Genomic DNA, 22,493 nt, shown 5'->3' on the forward strand with positions numbered 1-22,493 from the left:
AAAACCCGACGCTATAATATGGATCGTTCCTTCGGAACTTTTATTATCGGACGATTTCTTTTGACAAAAATTCTTCGTAAAATCCTTTTAACTTGTTGCTTTCGCGAACCACATTTCCCAGAACGATAATTGCTGGCGAACTTAATTTTTGCTGTTTTACAACTTCTAAAATTGAATCTACTGTTCCAACTCCTACTTTTTCTTCGGCTGTTGTTCCGTTTTGAATGATCGCAACGGGTAAATCTCCTTTATCTTCTTTTTGAAACAAATCGATAATTTGAGGCAATTTGTGCATTCCCATCAAAATAACAACCGTTGCAGATGATTGTGCGGCCAAAGCTACATCTGAAGATAATTTCCTATCTGAAGTTGTTCCTGTAATCGCCCAAAAGCTTTCTGAAACGCCTCTTTTGGTAATCGAAATTCCCTGACTTGCCGGAACTGCAACCACTGAAGATATTCCAGGAACTACAACTGTCGGGATTCCGAAACTTTCGATAAATTCTATTTCTTCGCTTCCGCGTCCAAAAATAAACGGATCTCCACCTTTTAATCTTACTACGTTTCCGTAGGTTAACGCATTATCTACAATCAACTGATTGATTTGATCTTGCGTGTAAGCGTGATTTCCTATTTTTTTTCCAACAAAAATTTTGATGGCATTTTTAGGAGCGTGCGCAAATATTTCGTCATTCGCCAAGGCATCGTACAAAACCACATTCGCTTCAGCAAGGGCTTTTACAGCTTTCAGCGTAAGCAAATCCGGATCTCCGGGACCAGCGCCAACTAAAGTTACTTTGGGTTTTATTGTATTATGCATTTGCTAATTCTTGAGCTCTGTATTTTTCTATGGTATCAAAAAATGAAATTCCTTGTTGAATGTATGCTTTCGCAAATGCTTCTGTAGGTTCATTTTGATTGATTTGATATACCAATTCTCTAAATGTTGTTGGTAACTGAATTTTGTCAGTTGCAATAAAAACAGTATCAAATAAATCTACAATTCCGGCGTGATTATTTGTTTTCTCATTTTCTGAAAGCAACAATGCTTTTGCTCCATTTACAAATCCTGCATAAGCATGGTAAATGGCATCTGACCATTTTCCTTCGTCGAAAGATTCTTGTGCGAAAGTCAATTTATCTTTGGCTTCTAATAATAAAGTTGCAACCAAGTCAATTACAACTCCGGCACATTCTCCTACTCCAACTGCTTTTACGTAGTTATCTGCGTTACCCCAGTCTATAAAATCAGCTTCGGTTAAATTGGTTACGTCTGCGAAAGGTTTCAAAATTTCATAGAAATATTTCTCTCCTTTAAGATCATAATAATTAAGGAATTTTTCTCCGTTTGCATTCGCATCAAAATCATTTAAGATCGTACGTAATGCATCTGGTCCTCTACGGCTTGGAATTTTGATTACTTTGTCAGCAAAGCGTCCTGCACCATTGCCTAATCTTCCACCACCTAATAAAACCTGCAAAGCCGGAGCGACTAATTTTCCTGAATTGATTGACATTCCCTGAAAACCAATTGCCGACATATTGTGTTGCCCACAAGCATTCATACAACCGGAAATCTTAATCTCGATTTCCTGATTGTTTAAATACTGAGGATATTCTGCATTGAGCACTTTTTCTAATTCTTCAGCAATTCCGGTACTACTTGCAATCCCCAAATTACAAGTATCTGTACCCGGGCATGCTGTAATATCTGCTGTAGAATTATATCCTAAATCTACAAATCCTAATTTGGCTAATTCCTGATAAAAGAAAGGTAAATTTGCCTCTTTTACGTGACGTATTACAATATTTTGACGCAATGAAAAACGTAATTCATTGGCTGCGTAATTTTTAATTAAATCAGCTAATAATCTAGCTTTATCGGTATAAAAATCTCCTAATAAAACTTTGATCCCAATAGCGTAATAACCTTCTTGTTTCTGAGCAATTACATTCGATTTTTTCCACGCTTCATAAGCTGCAGTATCTTCGATAGTAACGGCTGGCGTTTCTAATAACGGCTCCGCAATTGGCCCGTCAAAAGCTGTGGTATCAATTTCGTAAGTTTCAAAAGCAATTGCTTTTTTCTCTTTTTCAACCAAATCAAGGAAAACATCTCTTCCCATTTCTTTGATTAAAAATTTCATACGCGCTTTCATTCTTTTGGCACGTTCCCCGTATCTGTCAAAAATACGGATGATACCTTCTGCTGTTGGAATGATTTCGTTTGCCGGTACAAATTCTGATAGTAATTCAGCATGTGCTGGTTGAGATCCTAAACCTCCTCCAAACATGATTTTGAAACCGCGAACATCATCAACAATTTTCGGGATAAATCCTAAATCATGCAAATAACTCAACGCGGTATCTTCATCAGATGATGAGAACGAAATTTTGAATTTACGCCCCATTTCCTGACAAATAGGATTTCTTAATAAGTATTGAAATAAAGCATGTGCATAAGGCGAAACATCAAATGGCTCATTTACATCTACACCTGCCAATTCGCTTCCTGTAATATTTCTTACGGTGTTACCACAAGCTTCACGCAAGGTAACATCGTCTTTTGCCAAATTTGCCCAAAGTTCCGGAGTTCTGTCCAGACTTACATAGTGAATCTGAATGTCCTGACGTGTTGTAATATGCAAACGTCCTGTAGAATATTCATCAGAAACTTTAGTAATACGTACCAATTGTTCGCTGGTTACTTTACCATAAGGCAATTTAATACGAATCATTTGAACGCCTTCCTGACGTTGTCCGTAAATTCCTCGCGCTAAACGAAGACTACGAAAACGCTCATCATCAATTTTTCCTCCACGGAATAAATGAATCTTTTTTTCTAAATCGATGATCTCTTTCTGAACGATCGGATTTTCTATTTCTGTTCTAAAACTTTCCATTTGTTTTTGGCTTTAGGCTTTTTATTTGCTTTAAGCTTTAGGCTATATGCCATAAGCTTTTAAAATATCTCGTTATACATTTTCGCTTAAAGCTTACAGCCTAAAGCTTATAGCAGGTTTATCTAATAAATCCAACTCCAGCGGTGGTATTGGTTGCTGTATCAATTAAGATAAAAGCGCCGTTTGATTTATTATCGTTATAGGCATCAAAATATAATGGTTTACTTAATTTGATGCTTACTTCTCCTATTTCGTTTATGGCTAATTGTGAAGCTTCTTTCGTACCTGAATAATCAGTTGAAATGGTATTTTTAATGCTTTCTACTTTTGCCAAAACCGAATTGGTGTTGTGTTGTACAATATATTTTGTACCCGCAACCAGTTTTTTACTGTCCATCCAACACACGGTTGTATTGATTTCTTTTTCAATTTTTGGAAGCTCAGCTGATTTTACAATCATATCGCCTCTTGTTACATTGATGTCATTTTCTAATTCGATTGTGATTGAAGAACCTGCAACAGCTTCATCGTATTGTTTATCGAAAAAGTGAATATTTTTTACTTTAGATTCGGTTAAAGAAGGTAAAACCGTTACGGCATCTCCTACTTTAATAGAGTTTCCATATAATTTTCCTGCGTAACCTCTAAAATCATGATATTCTTCTGTTTTAGGGCGAATCACAGTTTGAACCGGGAAACGTGCTTTTCCTGTTTCAAAAACATCTGCAGAATCTAATCCTTCTAAATGTTGTAAAACAGTCTGACCTGTATACCACGGCATATCTTTAGATTGATCCACCACGTTTCCGCCATTGATTGCACTTAACGGAATGTAGCTTACGTTTTGTTCTTTGAAAGTACTTTTAGCGTTTAATGCCTGAAAATCGGCTTTGATTTTATTGTAAACTTCTTCAGAATAATCAACTAAATCCATTTTATTGATTGCCACGATTACCTCTTTTACTCTCAATAAATTATTGATAAAAAAGTGACGGTAGGTTTGCTCAATTACACCTTTTCTGGCATCGATTAAAATAATAGAAACCTGAGAAGTCGAAGCTCCTGTAACCATGTTTCTGGTATATTCTACGTGACCCGGAGTATCGGCAATAATATAACTTTTCTTTGCAGTCGAAAAATAAATATGAGCAACATCAATCGTGATTCCTTGTTCTCTCTCTGCTACTAAACCATCAGTTGCCAATGAAAAATCAAGATAATCATATCCTTTTTGTTTACTGCTTTTTTCGATTGCTTCTATTTTGTCAGTCGTCAATGATTTTGTATCGTACAATAATCTTCCAATCAAAGTACTTTTCCCATCATCTACACTACCTGCTGTTGCTATTTTTAAAACTTCCATTCTAATATTTTTGTTTCAGGTTTAATTTTTTTGTTTCAAGTTTCAGGTCTCAAGTTGCTGAAAAACTTTATCTAAAAATTAAAGCTGTATGTTTTTTTGATTTTAATTTTTAATACTAAAATTTTAATTGAATTAAAAGTATCCTTGTTGTTTTCTCTTTTCCATTGCGGCTTCAGAACGTTTGTCATCGATTCTGGCTCCTCTTTCAGAAATAGTCGATTCTCTGATTTCTCCAACAACTTCCTGAATTGTTGCAGCATAAGATTCAACAGCAGCGGTACAACTCATATCTCCAACGGTTCTGAAACGAACAATTCTTTCTTCGATTTGTTCATCTTCTTCCTGGTATACATAAGGAGAATGCGACCAAATTAAACCATCTCTCAAAAAAACTTTTCTTTTATGTGAAAAATAGATCGATGGAATCTCGATATGTTCTTTTTCGATATAACTCCAAACATCTAATTCTGTCCAGTTTGAAATTGGGAAAACACGAACGTTTTGACCATTTTCTATTTTTCCGTTCAAAATATCAAATAACTCCGGACGTTGATTTTTTTCATCCCATTGACCAAAATCATCACGAACTGAAAAAATACGTTCCTTTGCTCTCGCTTTTTCTTCATCACGACGTGCACCACCAATACAAGCATCAAATTTAAATTCTTCGATCGCATCTAAAAGTGTGATTGTCTGCAAGCTGTTTCTACTGGAATACTTTCCGGTTTCTTCTACCACTTTTCCTTCATCGATAGCATCCTGAACATTACGAACAATTAGTTCTAAACCTAATTCTTCTACCAATTTATCTCTAAAAGCTATTGTTTCAGGGAAATTGTGTCCCGTATCAACGTGCAAAAGAGGAAACGGAATTTTTGCCGGAAAAAATGCTTTTTGTGCCAAACGCACTAATGTTATAGAATCTTTTCCCCCAGAAAAAAGTAAAACAGGCTTGTCAAATTGCGAAATTACTTCTCTGAAAATGTATATCGCTTCACTCTCTAAAGCGTTTGTTTTTAATACTGAACTTGAACTCATTTGATATTTTGTTTAATGCTTGATAGTTTTTTTAGTTTTAAATCGTTGTGAGTTTAATCTAAAACTTCTAAACCATCGTTATTCTGTGTTTTTTGTTTTTGTTTTTTCAACGGATTTTAATGCGTTGCTTTATTCTAAATACATCACAATCTGACAATTCCATCGGGTTGAAACCCGACGCTACAATATAAATCGTTCCTCTGGAACTCGATCTATATTCTTTATTCTATTCTCTTCTCTTGCTTCTTAAGCCTCTCTTAATCTTTCTTCGCACTATGCAAACCACATTCTTTATGGCTTGATTCCCACCACCATCTTCCAGCTCTTATATCTTCACCGGGGAAAATTGCTCTTGTGCATGGCGCACATCCTATGCTTACGAAACCTTGTTTGTGTAAGGCATTTTGAGGAACATTATTTTCTGATAAATACGTTTCTACTTCTTCTAGAGTCCATTTTAATAACGGATTGAATTTAATAATTTCGAAACCTCCATCGTATTCAAACAATTGTAAGTCGTTTCTATTCTCAGATTGTTCGGCTCTTAAACCTGTAATCCAAACTGAGTTTCCTGCCAAGGCTTTTCGTAACGGAACCACTTTACGAATAAAACAGCATTCTTTTCTGTTTTCAACCGAATCATAAAAGCTGTTTGGTCCTTTTTGCTTCAATAGATTTTCTACTGATGCCGCTTCGGGAAAGTAAACTTCTATTTGTTTTTTGTATTTTTTTAATGTCTTGTGGAAAACATCATAAGTCTCCTGAAATAATCTTCCGGTATCTAAGGTAAAAATGGTAATATCAGTATTACTTTTTGCAATAAAATCTGTAATTACCTGATCTTCCTGACCAAAAGAAGTCGAAAAAATTACTTTTTCCGGATATTCATTTGCTAAAAAAACCAACGTTTCTTCCAGCGAAAAATCTTTTGTTTTATCTAATAATGATTGTATAATTGTCGCACTCATAATCTCTTTCTTTCCCTTTCTAAAAAACTTATTACAATAATTTAGATAATGTTTTCAAACTCAATAATATAATTAATATTCCAACTGCAACCATCATTGGTTTTCTTTTGATTTTATTTACCAAATAAGCTCCTAATGGTGCTGCAATTACTCCTCCTAAAATCAATCCTATAATAACCTGCCAGCCGTGAATTCCTCCAAAAAGCATGAAAGTAATTCCGCTTGCAAACGAAATTGCAAATTCAGCTGCATTTACAGAACCAATTGTATATCTTGGATTCCTACCACGTCCTAATAATGTAGACGTTACGATTGGCCCCCATCCGCCACCGCCAACAGCATCCATAAAACCTCCAAAAGTGGCTAAATATCCAAGCTTTTTTGTTTTCTTTTTAACGATAGTTTTAGCTAATGCTTTTCTAATGATAATAACTGCTAATACCATCATGTAAACCGCAATAAATGGTTTTATAACATCTCCGCTAATAACATCAGACAGTAAATAAGCCCCTATAATCGAACCTAAAACTCCCGGAATTAATAAATGTTTTACCAGCTTTTTATTAATATTTCCGAATTTATGATGCGAAATCGCTGACGCTCCTGTTGTAAACATTTCTGCAACGTGAACTCCTGTACTGCTAATTAACGGCGGAACTCCGTAAGCCAATAAAAATGAAGTTGAAGTAGCTCCGTAACCCATTCCTAATGTCCCGTCTACTAACTGAGCAAAAACTCCAATAGCAAAAAAAATTAAAAAATCTGCATCAAATCCAGAAACTAATCCCTCTATTGAAAATTCAGCATGATGTTTGTATATCAACGTAGACAACAAACCTATTAACAAAACCACAGGAATAACAACCCACAACTTTTCTTTTATTGATGCATCAGATCTAACATCATAACTATTAATTTTTAATTCTTTTTCCATATTAATGGCTTGGTTTTGTGCTGATAAATCTATTACCCTATCGGCTTAATAGATTACTATGCAAAATTAGTACTTATTTCTAAATATCAAAACATTATTTAAGTTTTTTACAACTCTAATCCTCTTTTGGTTAAGCAAGCCGCAAGTTTAAAAAATATAACAAATTGGCTTCTTAAGTTAAAAATCGTATCGACTTGTATTTCAACCACATAAAACATTAAAGATATTCATTTGCAAATATACTACTTTAAAGTCTACCAAATCCATCGGATTATTATAAAATTGTTCTTATTTTTACAGCAAATTTTTATTCATGGATTTTCAGATAGGTCTTGTAATTGCAGGTTTGGTAGTAGGTTTTGTTGTGGGATTGACAGGTGTTGGGGGCGGTTCATTAATGACTCCAATTTTATTGTATTTTGGTATTCCCCCGACAACAGCCGTTGGAACCGATTTATTATATGCTGCTTTTACCAAGATGGGAGGCGTATTTGTACACCACAAAAAAGGAAACATCAACTGGAAGATCACGGGTTGGCTAACTTTAGGAAGTGTTCCTGCAGCTTTACTAACGCTATGGATACTAAACAGCATTAAAACAGATATTTCGACTATAAATTCCGTTATAAAATACAGTTTAGGCTGGGCATTGCTTTTTACTTCAATTGCAATTCTATTCAAAAAGAAGCTTTTAGTGTATTCTCAAAAACATGCGGGAGATAAATTTCACAGCGAAAGTCATACTCAAAACATGCTGACTATCGGGATTGGGGTATTATTGGGCGCAACTGTAACTTTAACATCTATTGGTGCCGGAGCTTTAGGAACGGTTACTTTATTTTTCCTGTATCCGCTTTTACCAACGCCTCGTTTGGTAGGAACCGAAATTGCCCATGCTGTTCCGCTAACTCTTGTTGCCGGAATTGGGCACGCCTCAATGGGAAATTTAGATTTAGTTTTATTGGGCCAGCTATTATTGGGATCCCTTCCCGGAATTTTTATTGGAAGTATGCTAAGTGGAAAAGTTCCTGATTTATTTCTACGAAATGCTATTGCCGTAATGCTTTTCTTAGCCGGATATAAATTGATTTTTTAATTTCTCTACCATATAAGTGATATAAGTTCATTTAATAAAAACTTACGAAGTTTATTCAAAGCGACACTTATATTGCCTTACATAAATTATATGGTTAAAACTAAAATGCAATATCTGCCAAAGAATTACTTTCTAATATTTTAAGTGTATTATCACGAACTTCCATCATTAAACGTCTTGCTGCACAAGTAGTTTCATCATCGCAATCATCGCATCTTTCATAAAAGTTATGACTTGCGCAAGGCAGCAAAGCTATTGGACCTTCAAGAATACGGTACACTTTGGCCATACTGATATCTTTTGGATCTTTTATCAGGTAATAACCTCCGCCTTTTCCTTTTTTAGCTCCAAGGAAACCGGAATTTCTCAGCAATAACAATATACTTTCTAAGAATTTTATCGAAATATGTTCGCTTTTAGCAATTTCGGCAATCTGTACAGGTTCATTATTTTCACGTCTAGCCAAATAAGTTAAAGCCTTAATTCCGTATTTTGTTTTCTTTGAAAGCACTTAAATAAATTTAGATTGTAGAATGTTCAGTTTAGATTTATGTCTAAAATAACAAACTGCATATTTTTCTGCAACAAAAATAAGCTTTTTGAATGAGAAAAATAACACAATGAAAAAGTAAGTTCTACTAAATTAGTATGGTTTAAGAAAATATAAATAAAAAGCGATTTTCAACCGTAACTAATTTACAATTAAAAATCGCCATTTATGGTATAATAAGATCTAAACTCTTCAATATAAAATTATCTAAGAAAGCGCCTGATCTAAATCGGCAATAATATCTTTTACGGTTTCCAAACCTACAGAAACTCGCACCAAGCCTTCTGTAATTCCAACAGCTAACTTTTCTTCTACAGATAATTTGCTATGTGTTGTCGATGCCGGGTGTGTTACAATAGTTTTTACGTCTCCAATATTTGCCGAAAGAGAACATAATTTAATCTTATCCAGAAATTTTCTTCCTGCTTCGATTCCACCTTTAATTTCAATGGCAATTATATTACCTCCCAAAAGCATTTGCTTTTTGGCAATTTCATACTTTGGATGCGATTTTAGGAACGGATATTTAATACTCTCAACATTAGGATGATTTTCTAAAAACTCTGCTACTTTTAAGGCATTTTCGCAATGTTTATCAACACGAACTGCCAAAGTCTCTAAACTTTTGGACAAAACCCACGCATTAAAAGGCGACATTGCCGGTCCTGTATTTCTTGAAAATAAATATATCTTACGAATTAATTCTGCATTTCCAACTGCAACTCCTCCTAAAACACGACCTTGTCCGTCGATTAATTTTGTCGCAGAATGAATCACTATATCAGCACCGTATTTAATTGGCTGCTGAATATATGGCGTAGCAAAACAATTATCGATAATTAAAATCAAGTTGTGCTTTTTAGCTATTTGACCCAATAATTCTAAATCAATTACATCTACACCTGGATTTGTAGGCGTTTCTGCGTATAAAATTTTGGTATTTGGTTTAATAAAACTCTCTATTGTTTCAGGCTTATTAATATCAAAATAAGTGGTTTCAATATTCCATTTTGGAAAATAAGTCATAAACAACGCGTGAGTCGACCCAAAAACGCTTCCTGCAGAAACAATATGATCGCCTGATTCCAGCAATGCAGCAAAAGTTGAATATATTGCAGCCATTCCAGTTGCAAAAGCATAACCTGCTTCAGCACTTTCCATAGCACAAACTTTATCTACAAACTCGGTTGTGTTTGGGTTGCTAAAACGTGAGTAGATATTACGTACTTTTTCTTCAGTGAAAGACGCTCTCATATCCTCTGCATCCTCAAATACAAAACTTGATGATAAATATAAAGGAGTTGAATGTTCCTGAAATTGTGTTTTTTCTAAATGTGTTCTTATGGCTAAAGTTTCAAAGCCAAATTCTTCTTCGTTCATTTTTTTTTATTTTAACACGAATTGCACCAATTGGCACTAATTCTTTTTTTAATTTCACAAAGACCCGCAAAAGAAACTCAGAGATTCACTAAGAAATTGATGCAAATATTTGTGATGTAATCAGTAAGGGTAAAAATTATCTAATTATCAAATTGACTCATTTTCTAATTCTATAATTCTTTGTCGTTTAAAACAACTTTGTATTTTATTGTAGCCGTTGGTTCAACCGTTTTGGCTACTGAACAATATTTCTCAAAAGAAAGTTGTGCCGCTTTTTGCGCCTTTTCGGGATTGATGTCACCTTCTAAATAAAAAACCACATTGATTTCTTTAAATGGCGTCGCTTCTCCAATTTTTACGCGTTCTCCTTCTACCTCAGCGTTAAAAGAAGTTATTTCCTGACGTTGTTTCTTTAATATCGAAATCATATCAATAGCACTGCATCCTGCAACACCCATCAATACTAATTCCATTGGACTTGCACCTAAATCGCTTCCGCCAAACTCGGCTCTGCTATCAACATCAACTACATGACCACGCTCATTTTTGAGTTTAAAATGAAATGCGTCGTTTACTCTGTTTAAGGTTACTTTCATGTTTTTTGTTTTCCTAAGTTATTTGTCTTTTTTGTCTAATTTCCCCCAGTATTCTAAAATCTGTTTTTTAGATTCTGCATCTAAAGATTTAAAATTAGGTGAGAATTGATCTGTTTTAAAATCATCATAAACACTGGATTCTATCGTATAGAATTGATCTTTTTGCGAAAAAACCAAATGAACAGATTGTTGTTTAAAATCTGAATCATATAGTCCGTAAATAAAAAGAGCATCAACACTCTTATCTTTATTGTAATCTGCAAAAGCTTTTCTGCTTCCCCAGGCCGAAATAATTCCGTTATGATTTACTTCAAGAATAGATTTTACAATCCATTTATCATTGACTTTTGTAAATCTTTGGAAATACATTTTATCAGGATTGGCATTTTTTTCAATTTTCGAAAAAATAAATACGTTGTCCTCATTTCCAACAGCACTCACTTCGTCTATTTGAATTGTCCTAACTCCTTTATAAGAAAAAACATCTTGCCTATAACTGTCTTTATTTCTAATAACATTAGAAATCTGAGCAGTCAAAATGTTCGAAAAAAATAGTAAAATCAGTACGTTTTTCATTCCTAAATGTTCATTAATCGGCTTTTAAAAATCAACACTGTATCCCGAAGTTTCGGGACTAAATTCTTTTACCCTTTATCTGATAATCTCAAAATATCTCCAAAAACTCCTCTCGCCGTTACTGCAGAACCTGCACCGGCTCCCTGAATTACAATTGGGCGATCTCCGTAAGATTCTGTATAAATTTCGAAGAAAGAATCAGATCCTTTTAATCCTCCTAAAGCAGTATCAGATGGTACTGAAACTAATTTTACTTCCAGAATTCCTTTGTCATTTTGTAAATCTCCAGACAATTCACCAATGTATCTTAATACATGATTTGGCTTTTGATCGGCTTTTATTTTCTCGTAAATTGGGTCAAATTCTTTTAGTTTAGTTAAGAAATCTGATACGTTTCCGTCACGTAAATGTTCCGGAATCAAATTCTGAATCGAGATTTCTTCAAACTCATTTTGTAAATCTAACTCTCTTGCCAGGATCAATAATTTTCTTCCCACATCATTTCCACATAAATCCTCACGCGGGTCCGGTTCTGTATATCCGTTATCAATTGCTTCTTGCAGAATCTCACTAAAAGGAGCATCTTTTGCAGAGAAATTATTGAATAAATAACTCAATGTTCCTGAGAAAACCCCTTTTATTTTAGTGATATTTTCACCTGATAGATGTAATAATTTAATCGTATCAATCAACGGTAAACCTGCACCAACATTGGTTTCATATAAATAATTTTTCTGATTATCTGCTAATGATTTTCTCAATTCTTTATAAAAGCCATAACTTAATGTATTGGCTACTTTGTTTGATGAGATCAGGTCGAAACTACTCTCTATCAACGAAATATAATTTTCTACGAAAGCGGCACTTGCTGTATTATCAATCGCAATTAAGTTTTCTAAATGGTGTTGGTTCGCGTAAGCAATTACATCATTTATGGTATATTCAAGACCTTCTTTTTGAATGTCATTTTTCCAGTTTGAAGTTACGCCATTTTTATTTAAAAGTAATTTTTTAGAATTCGCAATAGCAAAAACATTCAGTTTAATGTCTTTACGTTTTTCGATTGCTGCAGCAGATTCTAAAATTTGATTGATCAAAGTTCCACCTACCAATCCGTGACCGAAAATGGCAATGTTGATTTTTTTAGAAACTCCAAAAATCTCTCCATGAATTACGTTCAACGCTTTATTAAGTTCTGATTTTTTAACGACCAAACTCACGTTTTTACCCGTAACGGTATTGTTAAACAAAATTGGAACAATTTTATTTTTGATTAATGCGGTGTAAGGTTTATGAAAAGTACTTAAATCCTGCCCGATAATCGAAATTACCGAAACATTATCTGTTACCGTAATCTGGTTTACATCTTTAGAATAAAAATCATTTTCGAACTCTTTTTCTAATTCGATCATAGCCGTTGTTGCTTTATCTGTAGCCACAACCAAGCCGATTCCTCTTTCTGAAGAACCTTGCGAAATGATACTTACACTAATATTGTGATCGCCCATTACTTTAAAAATTCGGGCATCAACGCCGGATTTCCCAAGCAATCCGCGTCCTTCAAGATTTACCAATGATAAATTCTCTAAAACCGAAAGTGTTTTGATTCCTTCTTTAGCTGAATCTGATGTAATTAATGTTCCGCGGTTTTCGTGATTGAATGTATTTAAAATACGAAGCGGAATATTTTTTTCTAATAAAGGAATTATCGTTTTGGCATGAAGGATTGTTGCGCCAAAATTGGCCAATTCGTTCGCTTCATTAAAAGACAAAAATTCGATCTTTTTAGCATCAGCAACCAAATCAGGATTTGCTGTGTAAATTCCGTCAACGTGGGTGAAGTTTTGTAATTCTTCGGCATTCAAATAATTTGCAATTAATGATGCGGTATAATTACTGCCGTTTCTTCCTAAAGTTGTTGTATCGTTATTGTTGTTCGAACCAATAAAACCAGTAACAATATTCACCGTCGAACCGTTGTGCTCTTTGAAATAATTGACAACATTTTTCTTAGAAAGCTGCTCTAATGGCTGTGCATCACCAAATTTAGAGTCGGTTTTTAGCAATTCTCTTGAATCGACAAAATTAGCAGGAATTCCTTTTTCTTTTAAAATAGCCGTCAGCAATTTAGCCGAAAGCAATTCGCCTTTGGATAAAATCTGATCTTTTATTTTATTGCTGTAATCGCCAATTAAACTAACGCCTTCAAAAAGTTTCTCTAAAATATTAAACTCTTCAGATAAATCTACCTGCGGATAATCTGATATCTGATAGGCTTTAAAATTCTCAAATAATGGTTTGTAACTACCATTTTTAGCAGCAAGTTTTAAAATATATTCTAATTCGTCTGTTGCATTTCCACGGGCAGAAACCACAACTGCAATTTGTTCTCCTTGATTTACTTTATCAGAAATGATTGAAACTACTTTGTTAAGTCCTTCTCCGTTTGATAACGATTTGCCTCCAAATTTTAATATTTTCATTTTATTTTTCTATTGTTTCTGCCTTAAAAATATCGGCAAGTAAATGATCTAATTGTTTGTACTCGATTAAAAAAGCGTCATGTCCGTGAACCGAATCTATTTCGCTGTAAAAAACATTGTCTTTGAACTTCTTTAATTCCTGAAAAGTTTCGCGATTTTCTTTTGGTGTAAAAAACAAATCAGAGTTGATCCCGATAATATGAATCGCTGCATTTGTTCTGGACATTAAAGTTTCGAAATCGTCACTATTTCTGGTTATGTCTATGGTTTTGAGCAATTGGTTCATCAGTTTATAAGATGACAATTGATATCTCTTTTGTAATTTTTCGCCGTGATGCGCCAGCCAGCTTTCGATATTAAAGATCGAGAGATTGGTATTGATCGTACGCTGAAATTTTTCTTTGAATGATTCAGGAGAGCGGTAACACAACATGGCATGAATTCTGGCATCTTCGATAGGTCTTGAAGAATTGTTCAGGATTTGCTCTTGTAAATAACAATTAGCAATCATCCAGTCGGTCGATTTCCAGTCGGTCGCAATCGGGATTAAGTTTCGGGTAATATTAGGTTCTAATGCAAGGATTTCCCAGGCAATTCCTCCACCAACAGAACCTCCAATAATGGTGTGCAATTGGCTGATATTTAATGCCTCCAGACCTTTTATAAAAATACGGGCCATATCTCTTGTGGTGAAGTCCTGATAATTTTCGATTACAAACGAATCATTTCCGTTTCCGGGAACGTCGAATGCTAATACGGTATATTTATGGGTATCGATTGTTTTTTCGTCGCCAATTAAGTCATTCCACCAGCCATTTTCGCCAGTAACCTGAGCGTTTCCAGTCAAAGCATGATTGACCAAAACAATAGGCGCGCTATTCAGTGGTACACCGGAAAGTGTAAAACTTAATGGCAATAATGGATATGATGCACCACTTTCTGTGATGAAATCTTGAATTATAATGGGACTTGGTATATTTTCCAATTTCAAATCTTTTTAATTTTGATTTGTATGTGGAAATATTAGAAAGAAAGTACTAGAGTGAAACTAGAAAATTCTTGTTGTTATCTTTCCACGTTTGGGCGTGGTAGAATGCAGCACCTTCTTCGATTTAACGAAGGGTTGCTAAGGATTCATCGGGTCTAATCCCTCGTCCTTTCTTTATAACATTTTCAATACGTGCTTGAACTTAAAGGTGCAAATTAACTACTAATTTCTTAAACAAACAAATTTTATCGAAACTGATTGCTTAATTTCTTAAACATAATTCAACCAAAAACTATTGTACGCAAAAAATTACCGAACAATTTGCCCAGTAAAATTAAGCAGGTATTCCCCTATTTTATGATACTTTTTGATTTAGATAAAAAGTGTTTCATTCTCTTTTGAATACATCAAAAATAATAATGAATTTGGCTCTTTTTTCTCTGCTATCTTATCTGCCTCAGTTATCCCGAATCTAGGATGTACCAATTCATTTGTTGGCGGCGGCGGATTGTTTCTTTTAGCTCTCAAGTTTTTCAATGTAGAAAACGTTTTTGTTATGTAGTTTAATTTGCTCATGATATTTAAATTTATGTTAGTTTACGTTTTATAATATTTATTATTTGTTTAATTTTTTGTTATGGCAACCAAATGGAATAAAAAAACCCTTTTGGATCACAATACCAAAAGGGTTTAAGTTTTATACAACTTATATATACTTTTAGTATCAACAGACGCGTACACAAATACGTGCGACATTAAACATCTTGTTCATCTGTAGGGATTTATTCATCTTGGATTTACTTGCTATTTTAAAAAATTCTTGCATTTGTTTTATTTTAATAAGCTTCCCGGAAACTGCCGAAATCTTTTTACTTTTATCTTCTTTTTTAATCAATTAAGAAATAAAGTTGTTTCAACTTTTGTCCCGATCGACATAACTATTTTCAGAATATTAAGTTTATTTTTCTGGTAATTTTGAGGTATTACAAATGTGCGAATATTTTTTCAATTATGCAAGTGAGGATCAGCAAATTAATCCTAAAAAACGTTAAAAAACATCTTTTTATCGTTAAAAAACATCTTACAAATTTAAGATTTAAATAATTGAGCGTTAAAACCTACAAAAAAATACGTAATGAACTTTCCTGTTTCATTATATCAAAGAACAACTAACTACTATTCGAAACCACTTACAGCCAAACTACTTCTTTATTTTTAATTTTTTCGGCTACTTTTAAAATGTCAGTTATTATCCCTCTTGAAATGGCCTGCTTACATGCCGAGGCGCTTTGAATTGCTATTGGAACATCGGCATAAGATTGGGTATAAATTTCAAAAATGGTATCTGACCCTTTTAACTGACCAATGGCTGACCAAACTGGTTCTGAAACTAATTTGACTTCTAAAGTATTTTTCTGCAAATCAAATTCACCTACGTATCTCAGGACATGATTATCTGCCTGGGCTATTTTGGCAATTTTAAATGATTTGTCGATGGCATCTTTATTAAGGATTCCGTTTTTCTCCAGATGTTCTTCTGTGATAAGCGAATTAATTTTTATATCAGAGAAATCAAAATCCTTCCCAATTTCCCTTGTCAGAATCAGTAGTTTTCTTGCCGTATCATTTCCTGATAAATCTTCTTTAAAAGTAGAGCGCATTAAACCTAATAAGCTTGCATCTTTTAAAAGGGATGAAAAAGTAGCTTCTTCGTTAGCAAATCTATTAAAGACATAACTCAGATTGTCTGAGAAAACTCCTCGGATCTTTGTGATTTTTTCTCCTGAATAATACAAATCTCTCAAGGTTTGCAATACCGGAAAACCTGTGTCTACTGATGTTTCATACAAAAATTCTTTGTCGTATTTTTTAAGATTCGCCCTGATTTCTTTATATAAATCAATAGGCAATGTATTGGCTTTTTTATTTACCGCTACTATATTAAATCCGTTCTCGATCAAAGTATTATAATGATCAATGAGCTCGTCGCTTGCTGTAGCATCAACGGCTATTAAGTTCTCAAATTCGTTTTCTTTGGCAAATTCAATAATATCCTGCACTTTAAACGGAACTGCCAATTCAAGAAAATTGGTTTCCCAGGCATATCCCACGCCTTCTTTCTCGAAAAAAGCTACTGTTGAATTTGTTATAATTGGAAAATGAAAATCAATGTTCTTACTTTCAAGAAAAAAATCCTGGCTTTCGATGATTTGATTGATCAAAGTGCTTCCGATATTTCCAATTCCAAAAAGGATGATATTTATTTTAAGCTTTGACATAATTTCTAATTTATTGGGGTTGATTAAACCATATAAGTGATTATAAGTTCATGTAATATTATCAACGCATATTATTTAGACGGTACTGCTGTGCGTCTCTACTAAAATGAACTTATAATCACTTATATGGTGAAATTTTTTATATTGAATTTCTTTTATAAAAAATCACCTCTAGCAGAACTCACGCTACTAAAGGCAATTTTTCAAACAAAAAACAAAAAAACCTAATTTTTATTAATACTGTATTGCGATTGGGTAACGCTTGCGAAAGCAGCCTGCAAATCAGCTATTAAATCCTCGATATCTTCAATTCCGACAGAAAGTCGAACTAAATCTTTTGAAACTCCCGTTTCTAATTGGTCAGCATCAGACAATTGCTGATGTGTTGTACTTGCCGGGTGAATAATCAGTGATTTTGTATCACCAATATTGGCCAAAAGCGAGAACAACTTAGTCTGATCGACTACTTTTTTAGCGGCATCAAAACCACCTTTTAGTCCAAAAGTGATTACTCCACTTTGTCCTTTTGGTAAATATTGCTGTGCTAAGTCATAATATTTGTTGTTTTTAAGACCTGGATAATTTACCCAAACCACCTCATCTTGTTTTTCTAACCAAGAGGCCAAAGCCAAAGCATTTTCGCTATGTTTCTTGATTCGGATTGGTAATGTTTCTAATCCCTGAATAATCTGAAAAGCATTAAACGGACTCAAAGCTGCACCAAAATCACGTAAACCTTCGATTCTTGCTTTTGCAATAAAAGCGGCATTTCCTAAAGCTTGATGATACACTAAACCGTGATATCCTGCAGAAGGTTCTGTAAATTCAGGGAATTTTCCGTTCGACCAGTCAAATTTTCCTGCATCGATAATAACTCCTCCTAAAGAAGTTCCGTTTCCTGAAATATATTTGGTTAAAGAGTGAATTACAATATCTGCTCCATATTCAATTGGGTTTAATAAATAAGGAGTAGCAACTGTATTGTCTACAATAAAAGGCACTTTAAAGTTTTTGGCTTCCGCCGAAATTCCTTTCAGGTCTAATACATCCAATTTTGGATTACCTAAAGATTCTACAAAAAAGGCTCTTGTATTTTCTTTGGCTGCTTTTGTAAAATTTTCCGGTTGAGAAGGATCTACAAAAGTGGTTGTAATTCCTAAACGGGGTAAGGTTACACTTAGCAAATTATAAGTTCCTCCGTATAAACTATTCGAAGCCACAATATGATCGCCCGCTTTTAGCAAAGTCAATAATGCTGTAGAAATTGCCGATGCTCCGGATGCTGTAACGACAGCTCCAATTCCGCCTTCAAGTGCCGCAAGACGTTGTTCTAAAATATCATTTGTTGGGTTATTTAATCTCGTGTAAATAAATCCGGCTTCGGCAAGACCAAATAAATTGGCTGCGTGATCCGAATCGTTAAATACATATGATGATGTCTGGTAAATAGGCACTGCTCTGGTTCCTGCATTTTTAGTAACATCGTGTCCTGCGTGTAGTGCGTTTGTTGCGAATTTTTGTGTGCTCATGATCTTAGTTTTTTAGATATTGTTAATACTATATATATTGTTATTGAAATTGATTTCCAATATTGTTATTTGAAATTGCAATTAAAATTGATTTTTGAAATTGTTATTGTTACTTATTGTAGAAAAAAATCTTCTCCTTCTTCTTCAAGGTTATACATTAAGAGCAGTAATGATTTTTGACTTTTTATAACAGCCTGCTCTGCATTTAGTCTTGTAACTTCTCTTGTTATGTCTTCGGATTTATTATTGCTTTTTTGAGAATCGTTTCTCAATAAATATTCTACTGCAATGGAGTTTAATGTTTTCATAATATAAAATTTAAAAGTGTTGAAATGAAAAAAGCCCTTTCGGATGGCTACCAAAAGGGCTTATAGTTCTAACTATAACAAAGATTTTATCTTTCACTTTTGGCAACAGCGATTTGGGATGCACATTTGCATCATCTCACAACATATCATCATATTATTCGCTATTGTTTTCATTTTATTTTATTTAAAAATTAATTGCTTTTTTAAACTCGACTAATTCGATAGAGTAAATATATAAACTATTTTTAGATCTACCAAATTAAATTTTGACAATTAACATTAATTTTTTATGAAGCCCTTTAAACACTGGTATTCATCTGTAAAAAAAATTAGCCCGCGGATTGTACGGATTGGAACTGGTTAACGCGGAATGTTTTTATTTTCTCAATACTTAAAAATTTAGCCACTCCCATAGCTATCAGTATAAAGGATTAAAATGATTAAAAAATCTGCGTTAATCCGTTTAATCCGCAAAACCCGTGGGTCAATCTTATATTTTTAGAATTTAAAACTTAGTCTGGCAAAACCAAATCTTCCGTTCAATCCAAATTGTGATACTGCTCTTGAATAAGCAAACTGATTTGCGTTTGTTAAATCTGTGCTTGGCGCAGGAGACAATGTTGGCGTTGTATTGGTAAAGGCCGGCGTTGAAGGATTGTTTCTGTCCGGATAAACATCTCCTATATTATTAAGACCAATTGTAAATCTGAATTTCTCATTGATTTGATATCCTAAAGATAAATCGGTAACAATTTTTGCACTGTATTCAGGATGCTCGTAAACTGATGATGATCCGTCTAAATTTACATCTGTAGCTCCCGGGTCAGTCACTTTTCCGAAATAACTGTTTCTCAGATAAATATCCAGTTTTTTGATACTAAAAGTCGTCATCAAATTCGCTTTTAATTTAGGAATCGCTTCTTCTAAATAAATACGACTTGATTCCGGGAAAAATGAATAAACATAAGGATCTCCACCTGCATCAATAATAGATTGAGGAACATTTAATTTTCCTACTCTTTTTGTTGTATTATAACTTAAAGCAAAATCGTTTCTAATGGTAAAATCCTGGATTACATCATATTTTTGAGAAATTACCACATCTATACCTTTTGTTTCAGAGTCAATTCCGTTTGTCCAGAATGAAGCTCTTTCAACACCTTTTAAGTCAAATGCCTGTTGAAACAATGTCAATGCATCTTTTTGTGCAGGAGATGTTGCTGCAGTAATTTGCGCATCTGTTGGTCTTGCATATTGTCCTGTTAGCACCACTCTGTCGTCGATTCTCGTAAAATAGGCATCTGTTGCAATCGTAATATTTGCTTCAGGAATTTTGAATGTAAATCCTGTACTGATGCTTTTAGATTTTTCAGGTTTTAGGCTTTCAACCCCAATACTTTTTGCTGCCTGAGAATCATTTGTAAAATAACCTACCTGATAAGGCGCCCCGTTTATAAACTGAGTAGAACTTGATTCAAAATATTTTTGCTGCAATGATGGCGCTCTAAAACCAGTTTGACCTGAAATTCTCCAGTTGATATTGTCGTTTATTTTTAAAAGAGAAGCTAGTTTAAAAATCACCGTGCTTCCAAAATCTGAATAGTTTTCATAACGAACAGCTCCGTTCAAAAGCCAGTTTTTAGTAGCATTCAATTCTAAATCAAGATAAGCGGCACCACTTTTTCTGTCTTTTTCTTTAGCATCAGAAGGTTGAAATCCTGAGAATCCCTGTGCTCCTGCTCCACGTTTATTACCGTAAAAATCTGTTACAATTAATGGTGAATTACTTGGTAAAATTCCCGGAACTATGTTTCCGTTTGTATCATATAATCCATAAGAAGCTTCTTCTCCTGCCTTGATCTGATAGTTTTCATATCTGAATTCTGCACCAAAAGCAACGTTCAATCCTTCCAGAACATCTAATTTTTTACTGAAATCTAAATTGGTTGTACTTTGTAAAAATGAAACTTTACCTGCATCAAAACTAGATGGGGAATTTACTCCTAAAGTAGCATTAATCGTATTATTTACATCATATTGAAAAGAGTTTGTTCCTAAATTTGTACTTAAATCGGTATCAAAACCTAATATATTGGTAGTAACTCCAAGCGCCGCCGAAGCATCTACTATAGACGATTCTATTTCTGGTAAAAATCCGTTTTGATACACTTGCGTGAAAGTACTGAAACCATTTGGCAATCTATTGAAAGCATACGATTTACCATTTCTATACGAAAGCCCACCAAAAGAATATAAAGATGTAATATCAGACAGCGGATATTTGGTATTATAATATAATTGTCCTGAAGCCAGTTCTGACTGACCAACACTCATATTATAATCACTTCTTTCCTGACCTCTGTAAGCAAGTTCATTATTAGTAACATCAAAATTCAAAGCATTTTGCATTTGCGTAAGTGTTGTTGCAGAAGAAATTGCGGTTTGTTGTGCCGGCGTAAAATAACTTACTTGTGGAGCATATTGCTGCAATGTGCTAAGAATTTGCGACGTATTTGGCGTGTTATTAATATTGCTAAACAAAGAATTGACAGCAACACCATTTTGAGCAGCTCTGTTTTCTATTGCATTGTAAGCATTAAAAATAGTACCGTTTCTAATTCCCGCTCTGCTTGTTGCTTGTCTGGTTACAGCGCTTCCGGTAATATTCAGGAAACTTCCTTCTTTACCTAAAGAGGTTCCGTAATTCAAATCTGCCTGTACGGTTTGTCCATCAGCTCCGCCTTTGAAATTATTAGATCCGGAAGATAAATTGGTACCATATTGAATACCTCCTGAGATAAAATTAGCATTCTTTTTCAGTACAATATTAATAACTCCGGCGATAGCATCTGAACCGTATTGGGCTGCTGCACCATCACGTAAAACTTCGATTCTTTCGATAGCAAATGACGGGATTGCATTCAAATCTGTTCCAACAGATCCTCTTCCCGGAGATCCGTTTATGTTTACCAATGCGCTTGAATGTCTGCGTTTACCGTTTACTAATATTAAAACCTGGTCAGGACCTAAACCTCTTAATTGTGCCGGATCGACGTGATCTGTAGCATCTGCGGTAGAAGTCGCATTACTGGTAAAAGAAGGTGCAACGTAATTTAAAATCTGAGTAACGCTTGTTTGCGGTGAACCTTTTGTAATGTCTGAAATATTAAAAACATCTACAGGAACAGGAACATCAGTTTTTACTCTGTTTTTACTCCTAGATCCTACTATTGTTACTTCAGATAACTCATTATTTTTCAGGCTATCCTGTTCTTTTTTATTTTCCTGAGCATAAACACCTGAAAACGTGAGCAGACCTAAAACGATTAGTACATTTTTTTTCATTGCTTTTAAGATTAATTTAGTGGTTTTGGCTTAAAAAGTATTTGCAGTTATTTTTTATCGAGACAAAAAAAAACCTCTGCGGTCTGCAGAGGTTTCTATTTATATTTTTGAAAAAAATTACAATAGCGTCTCTGCGGAGAACTCCGGCATCTTACAA

At 34.2% G+C, this 22,493-nt stretch carries 18 protein-coding genes and 1 riboswitch; of the genes, 1 reads left to right on the forward strand and 17 read right to left on the reverse strand.

Annotated elements, in window-relative coordinates; translation table 11 throughout:
- Window positions 1-43: 43 nt before the first annotated feature.
- The 6 genes from cobA to GIY83_RS17380 all read right to left on the reverse strand — a co-directional run bounded on the left by cobA (window position 44) and on the right by GIY83_RS17380 (window position 7,206).
- A complete protein-coding gene (gene cobA / locus GIY83_RS17355; RefSeq protein WP_208682638.1) occupies window positions 44-820 on the reverse strand; it encodes a uroporphyrinogen-III C-methyltransferase in 777 nt (258 codons plus the stop codon).
- Window positions 813-2,903: a HEPN domain-containing protein gene (locus tag GIY83_RS17360; protein WP_208682640.1), complete on the reverse strand. Its 2,091-nt coding sequence runs from the start codon at window positions 2,901-2,903 to the stop codon at window positions 813-815. The genes cobA and GIY83_RS17360 overlap by 8 nt, the downstream gene beginning before the upstream one ends.
- Window positions 2,904-3,021: 118 nt before the next feature.
- Window positions 3,022-4,266, reverse strand: a complete 1,245-nt coding sequence (locus GIY83_RS17365; RefSeq protein ID WP_194615945.1) for a sulfate adenylyltransferase subunit 1 — start codon at window positions 4,264-4,266, stop codon at window positions 3,022-3,024.
- 132 nt (window positions 4,267-4,398) lie between these two features.
- Window positions 4,399-5,304 (reverse strand): sulfate adenylyltransferase subunit CysD, encoded by a 906-nt coding sequence (cysD, locus tag GIY83_RS17370; protein ID WP_194615944.1) that lies wholly within the window; start codon window positions 5,302-5,304, stop codon window positions 4,399-4,401.
- 257 nt (window positions 5,305-5,561) lie between these two features.
- On the reverse strand, window positions 5,562-6,272 hold the full coding sequence (locus GIY83_RS17375; protein WP_194615943.1) for a phosphoadenylyl-sulfate reductase: 711 nt from the start codon (window positions 6,270-6,272) through the stop codon (window positions 5,562-5,564).
- Between the two features lie 31 nt (window positions 6,273-6,303).
- Window positions 6,304-7,206: a sulfite exporter TauE/SafE family protein gene (locus GIY83_RS17380; RefSeq protein WP_194615942.1), complete on the reverse strand. Its 903-nt coding sequence runs from the start codon at window positions 7,204-7,206 to the stop codon at window positions 6,304-6,306.
- A gap of 313 nt (window positions 7,207-7,519) precedes the next feature.
- Here GIY83_RS17380 and GIY83_RS17385 point away from each other — a divergent pair, with 313 nt between their 5' ends.
- Window positions 7,520-8,302, forward strand: coding sequence for a sulfite exporter TauE/SafE family protein (locus tag GIY83_RS17385; protein WP_194615941.1), 783 nt, complete (start codon window positions 7,520-7,522; stop codon window positions 8,300-8,302).
- A gap of 100 nt (window positions 8,303-8,402) precedes the next feature.
- Here GIY83_RS17385 and GIY83_RS17390 read toward each other — a convergent pair whose 3' ends face one another.
- The 11 genes from GIY83_RS17390 to GIY83_RS17440 all read right to left on the reverse strand — a co-directional run bounded on the left by GIY83_RS17390 (window position 8,403) and on the right by GIY83_RS17440 (window position 22,336).
- The gene (locus tag GIY83_RS17390) at window positions 8,403-8,813 is read right to left on the reverse strand and encodes an Rrf2 family transcriptional regulator (protein ID WP_055097114.1); all 411 of its coding nucleotides are present in this window, start codon (window positions 8,811-8,813) and stop codon (window positions 8,403-8,405) included.
- A gap of 246 nt (window positions 8,814-9,059) precedes the next feature.
- Window positions 9,060-10,232, reverse strand: coding sequence for a PLP-dependent aspartate aminotransferase family protein (locus GIY83_RS17395; RefSeq protein ID WP_194615940.1), 1,173 nt, complete (start codon window positions 10,230-10,232; stop codon window positions 9,060-9,062).
- Window positions 10,233-10,402: 170 nt separating this feature from the next.
- Window positions 10,403-10,828 carry an OsmC family protein gene (locus GIY83_RS17400; RefSeq protein WP_194615939.1) on the reverse strand — a complete coding sequence of 142 codons (426 nt, stop codon included), beginning with the start codon at window positions 10,826-10,828 and terminating at the stop codon, window positions 10,403-10,405.
- Between the two features lie 18 nt (window positions 10,829-10,846).
- Complete coding sequence (locus GIY83_RS17405) at window positions 10,847-11,404, reverse strand: hypothetical protein (protein WP_194615938.1); 558 nt, start codon at window positions 11,402-11,404, stop codon at window positions 10,847-10,849.
- A gap of 68 nt (window positions 11,405-11,472) precedes the next feature.
- On the reverse strand, window positions 11,473-13,887 hold the full coding sequence (gene thrA / locus GIY83_RS17410; RefSeq protein WP_194615937.1) for a bifunctional aspartate kinase/homoserine dehydrogenase I: 2,415 nt from the start codon (window positions 13,885-13,887) through the stop codon (window positions 11,473-11,475).
- A 1-nt stretch (window position 13,888) separates the two neighbouring features.
- A complete protein-coding gene (locus GIY83_RS17415) occupies window positions 13,889-14,872 on the reverse strand; it encodes an alpha/beta fold hydrolase (protein ID WP_228520402.1) in 984 nt (327 codons plus the stop codon).
- A gap of 77 nt (window positions 14,873-14,949) precedes the next feature.
- A riboswitch (SAM riboswitch) is annotated at window positions 14,950-15,058 on the reverse strand.
- 189 nt (window positions 15,059-15,247) lie between these two features.
- Window positions 15,248-15,451 carry a hypothetical protein gene (locus tag GIY83_RS17420; protein WP_194615935.1) on the reverse strand — a complete coding sequence of 68 codons (204 nt, stop codon included), beginning with the start codon at window positions 15,449-15,451 and terminating at the stop codon, window positions 15,248-15,250.
- Between the two features lie 614 nt (window positions 15,452-16,065).
- On the reverse strand, window positions 16,066-17,154 hold the full coding sequence (locus tag GIY83_RS17425) for an aspartate kinase (protein ID WP_194615934.1): 1,089 nt from the start codon (window positions 17,152-17,154) through the stop codon (window positions 16,066-16,068).
- A 224-nt stretch (window positions 17,155-17,378) separates the two neighbouring features.
- On the reverse strand, window positions 17,379-18,683 hold the full coding sequence (locus GIY83_RS17430) for an O-acetylhomoserine aminocarboxypropyltransferase/cysteine synthase family protein (protein WP_194615933.1): 1,305 nt from the start codon (window positions 18,681-18,683) through the stop codon (window positions 17,379-17,381).
- A gap of 113 nt (window positions 18,684-18,796) precedes the next feature.
- Window positions 18,797-18,991, reverse strand: a complete 195-nt coding sequence (locus GIY83_RS17435) for a hypothetical protein (protein ID WP_194615932.1) — start codon at window positions 18,989-18,991, stop codon at window positions 18,797-18,799.
- A 498-nt stretch (window positions 18,992-19,489) separates the two neighbouring features.
- On the reverse strand, window positions 19,490-22,336 hold the full coding sequence (locus tag GIY83_RS17440; protein WP_194615931.1) for a TonB-dependent siderophore receptor: 2,847 nt from the start codon (window positions 22,334-22,336) through the stop codon (window positions 19,490-19,492).
- Between the last annotated feature and the right edge of the window lie 157 nt (window positions 22,337-22,493).

This window comes from Flavobacterium sp. SLB02 (assembly GCF_009664855.1).
Lineage (GTDB): Bacteria > Bacteroidota > Bacteroidia > Flavobacteriales > Flavobacteriaceae > Flavobacterium.

Coding starts and splice junctions, on each gene's coding strand:
- GIY83_RS17430 (WP_194615933.1), bottom strand. CDS start 18,683: ATGAGCACACAAAAATTCGCAACAAACGCACTACACGCAGGACACGAT.
- GIY83_RS17440 (WP_194615931.1), bottom strand. CDS start 22,336: ATGAAAAAAAATGTACTAATCGTTTTAGGTCTGCTCACGTTTTCAGGT.
- GIY83_RS17375 (WP_194615943.1), bottom strand. CDS start 6,272: ATGAGTGCGACAATTATACAATCATTATTAGATAAAACAAAAGATTTT.
- GIY83_RS17360 (WP_208682640.1), bottom strand. CDS start 2,903: ATGGAAAGTTTTAGAACAGAAATAGAAAATCCGATCGTTCAGAAAGAG.
- GIY83_RS17420 (WP_194615935.1), bottom strand. CDS start 15,451: ATGAGCAAATTAAACTACATAACAAAAACGTTTTCTACATTGAAAAAC.
- cysD (WP_194615944.1), bottom strand. CDS start 5,304: ATGAGTTCAAGTTCAGTATTAAAAACAAACGCTTTAGAGAGTGAAGCG.
- GIY83_RS17425 (WP_194615934.1), bottom strand. CDS start 17,154: ATGTCAAAGCTTAAAATAAATATCATCCTTTTTGGAATTGGAAATATC.
- GIY83_RS17385 (WP_194615941.1), top strand. CDS start 7,520: ATGGATTTTCAGATAGGTCTTGTAATTGCAGGTTTGGTAGTAGGTTTT.
- GIY83_RS17395 (WP_194615940.1), bottom strand. CDS start 10,232: ATGAACGAAGAAGAATTTGGCTTTGAAACTTTAGCCATAAGAACACAT.
- GIY83_RS17365 (WP_194615945.1), bottom strand. CDS start 4,266: ATGGAAGTTTTAAAAATAGCAACAGCAGGTAGTGTAGATGATGGGAAA.
- GIY83_RS17405 (WP_194615938.1), bottom strand. CDS start 11,404: ATGAAAAACGTACTGATTTTACTATTTTTTTCGAACATTTTGACTGCT.
- cobA (WP_208682638.1), bottom strand. CDS start 820: ATGCATAATACAATAAAACCCAAAGTAACTTTAGTTGGCGCTGGTCCC.
- GIY83_RS17435 (WP_194615932.1), bottom strand. CDS start 18,991: ATGAAAACATTAAACTCCATTGCAGTAGAATATTTATTGAGAAACGAT.
- GIY83_RS17400 (WP_194615939.1), bottom strand. CDS start 10,828: ATGAAAGTAACCTTAAACAGAGTAAACGACGCATTTCATTTTAAACTC.
- GIY83_RS17380 (WP_194615942.1), bottom strand. CDS start 7,206: ATGGAAAAAGAATTAAAAATTAATAGTTATGATGTTAGATCTGATGCA.
- thrA (WP_194615937.1), bottom strand. CDS start 13,887: ATGAAAATATTAAAATTTGGAGGCAAATCGTTATCAAACGGAGAAGGA.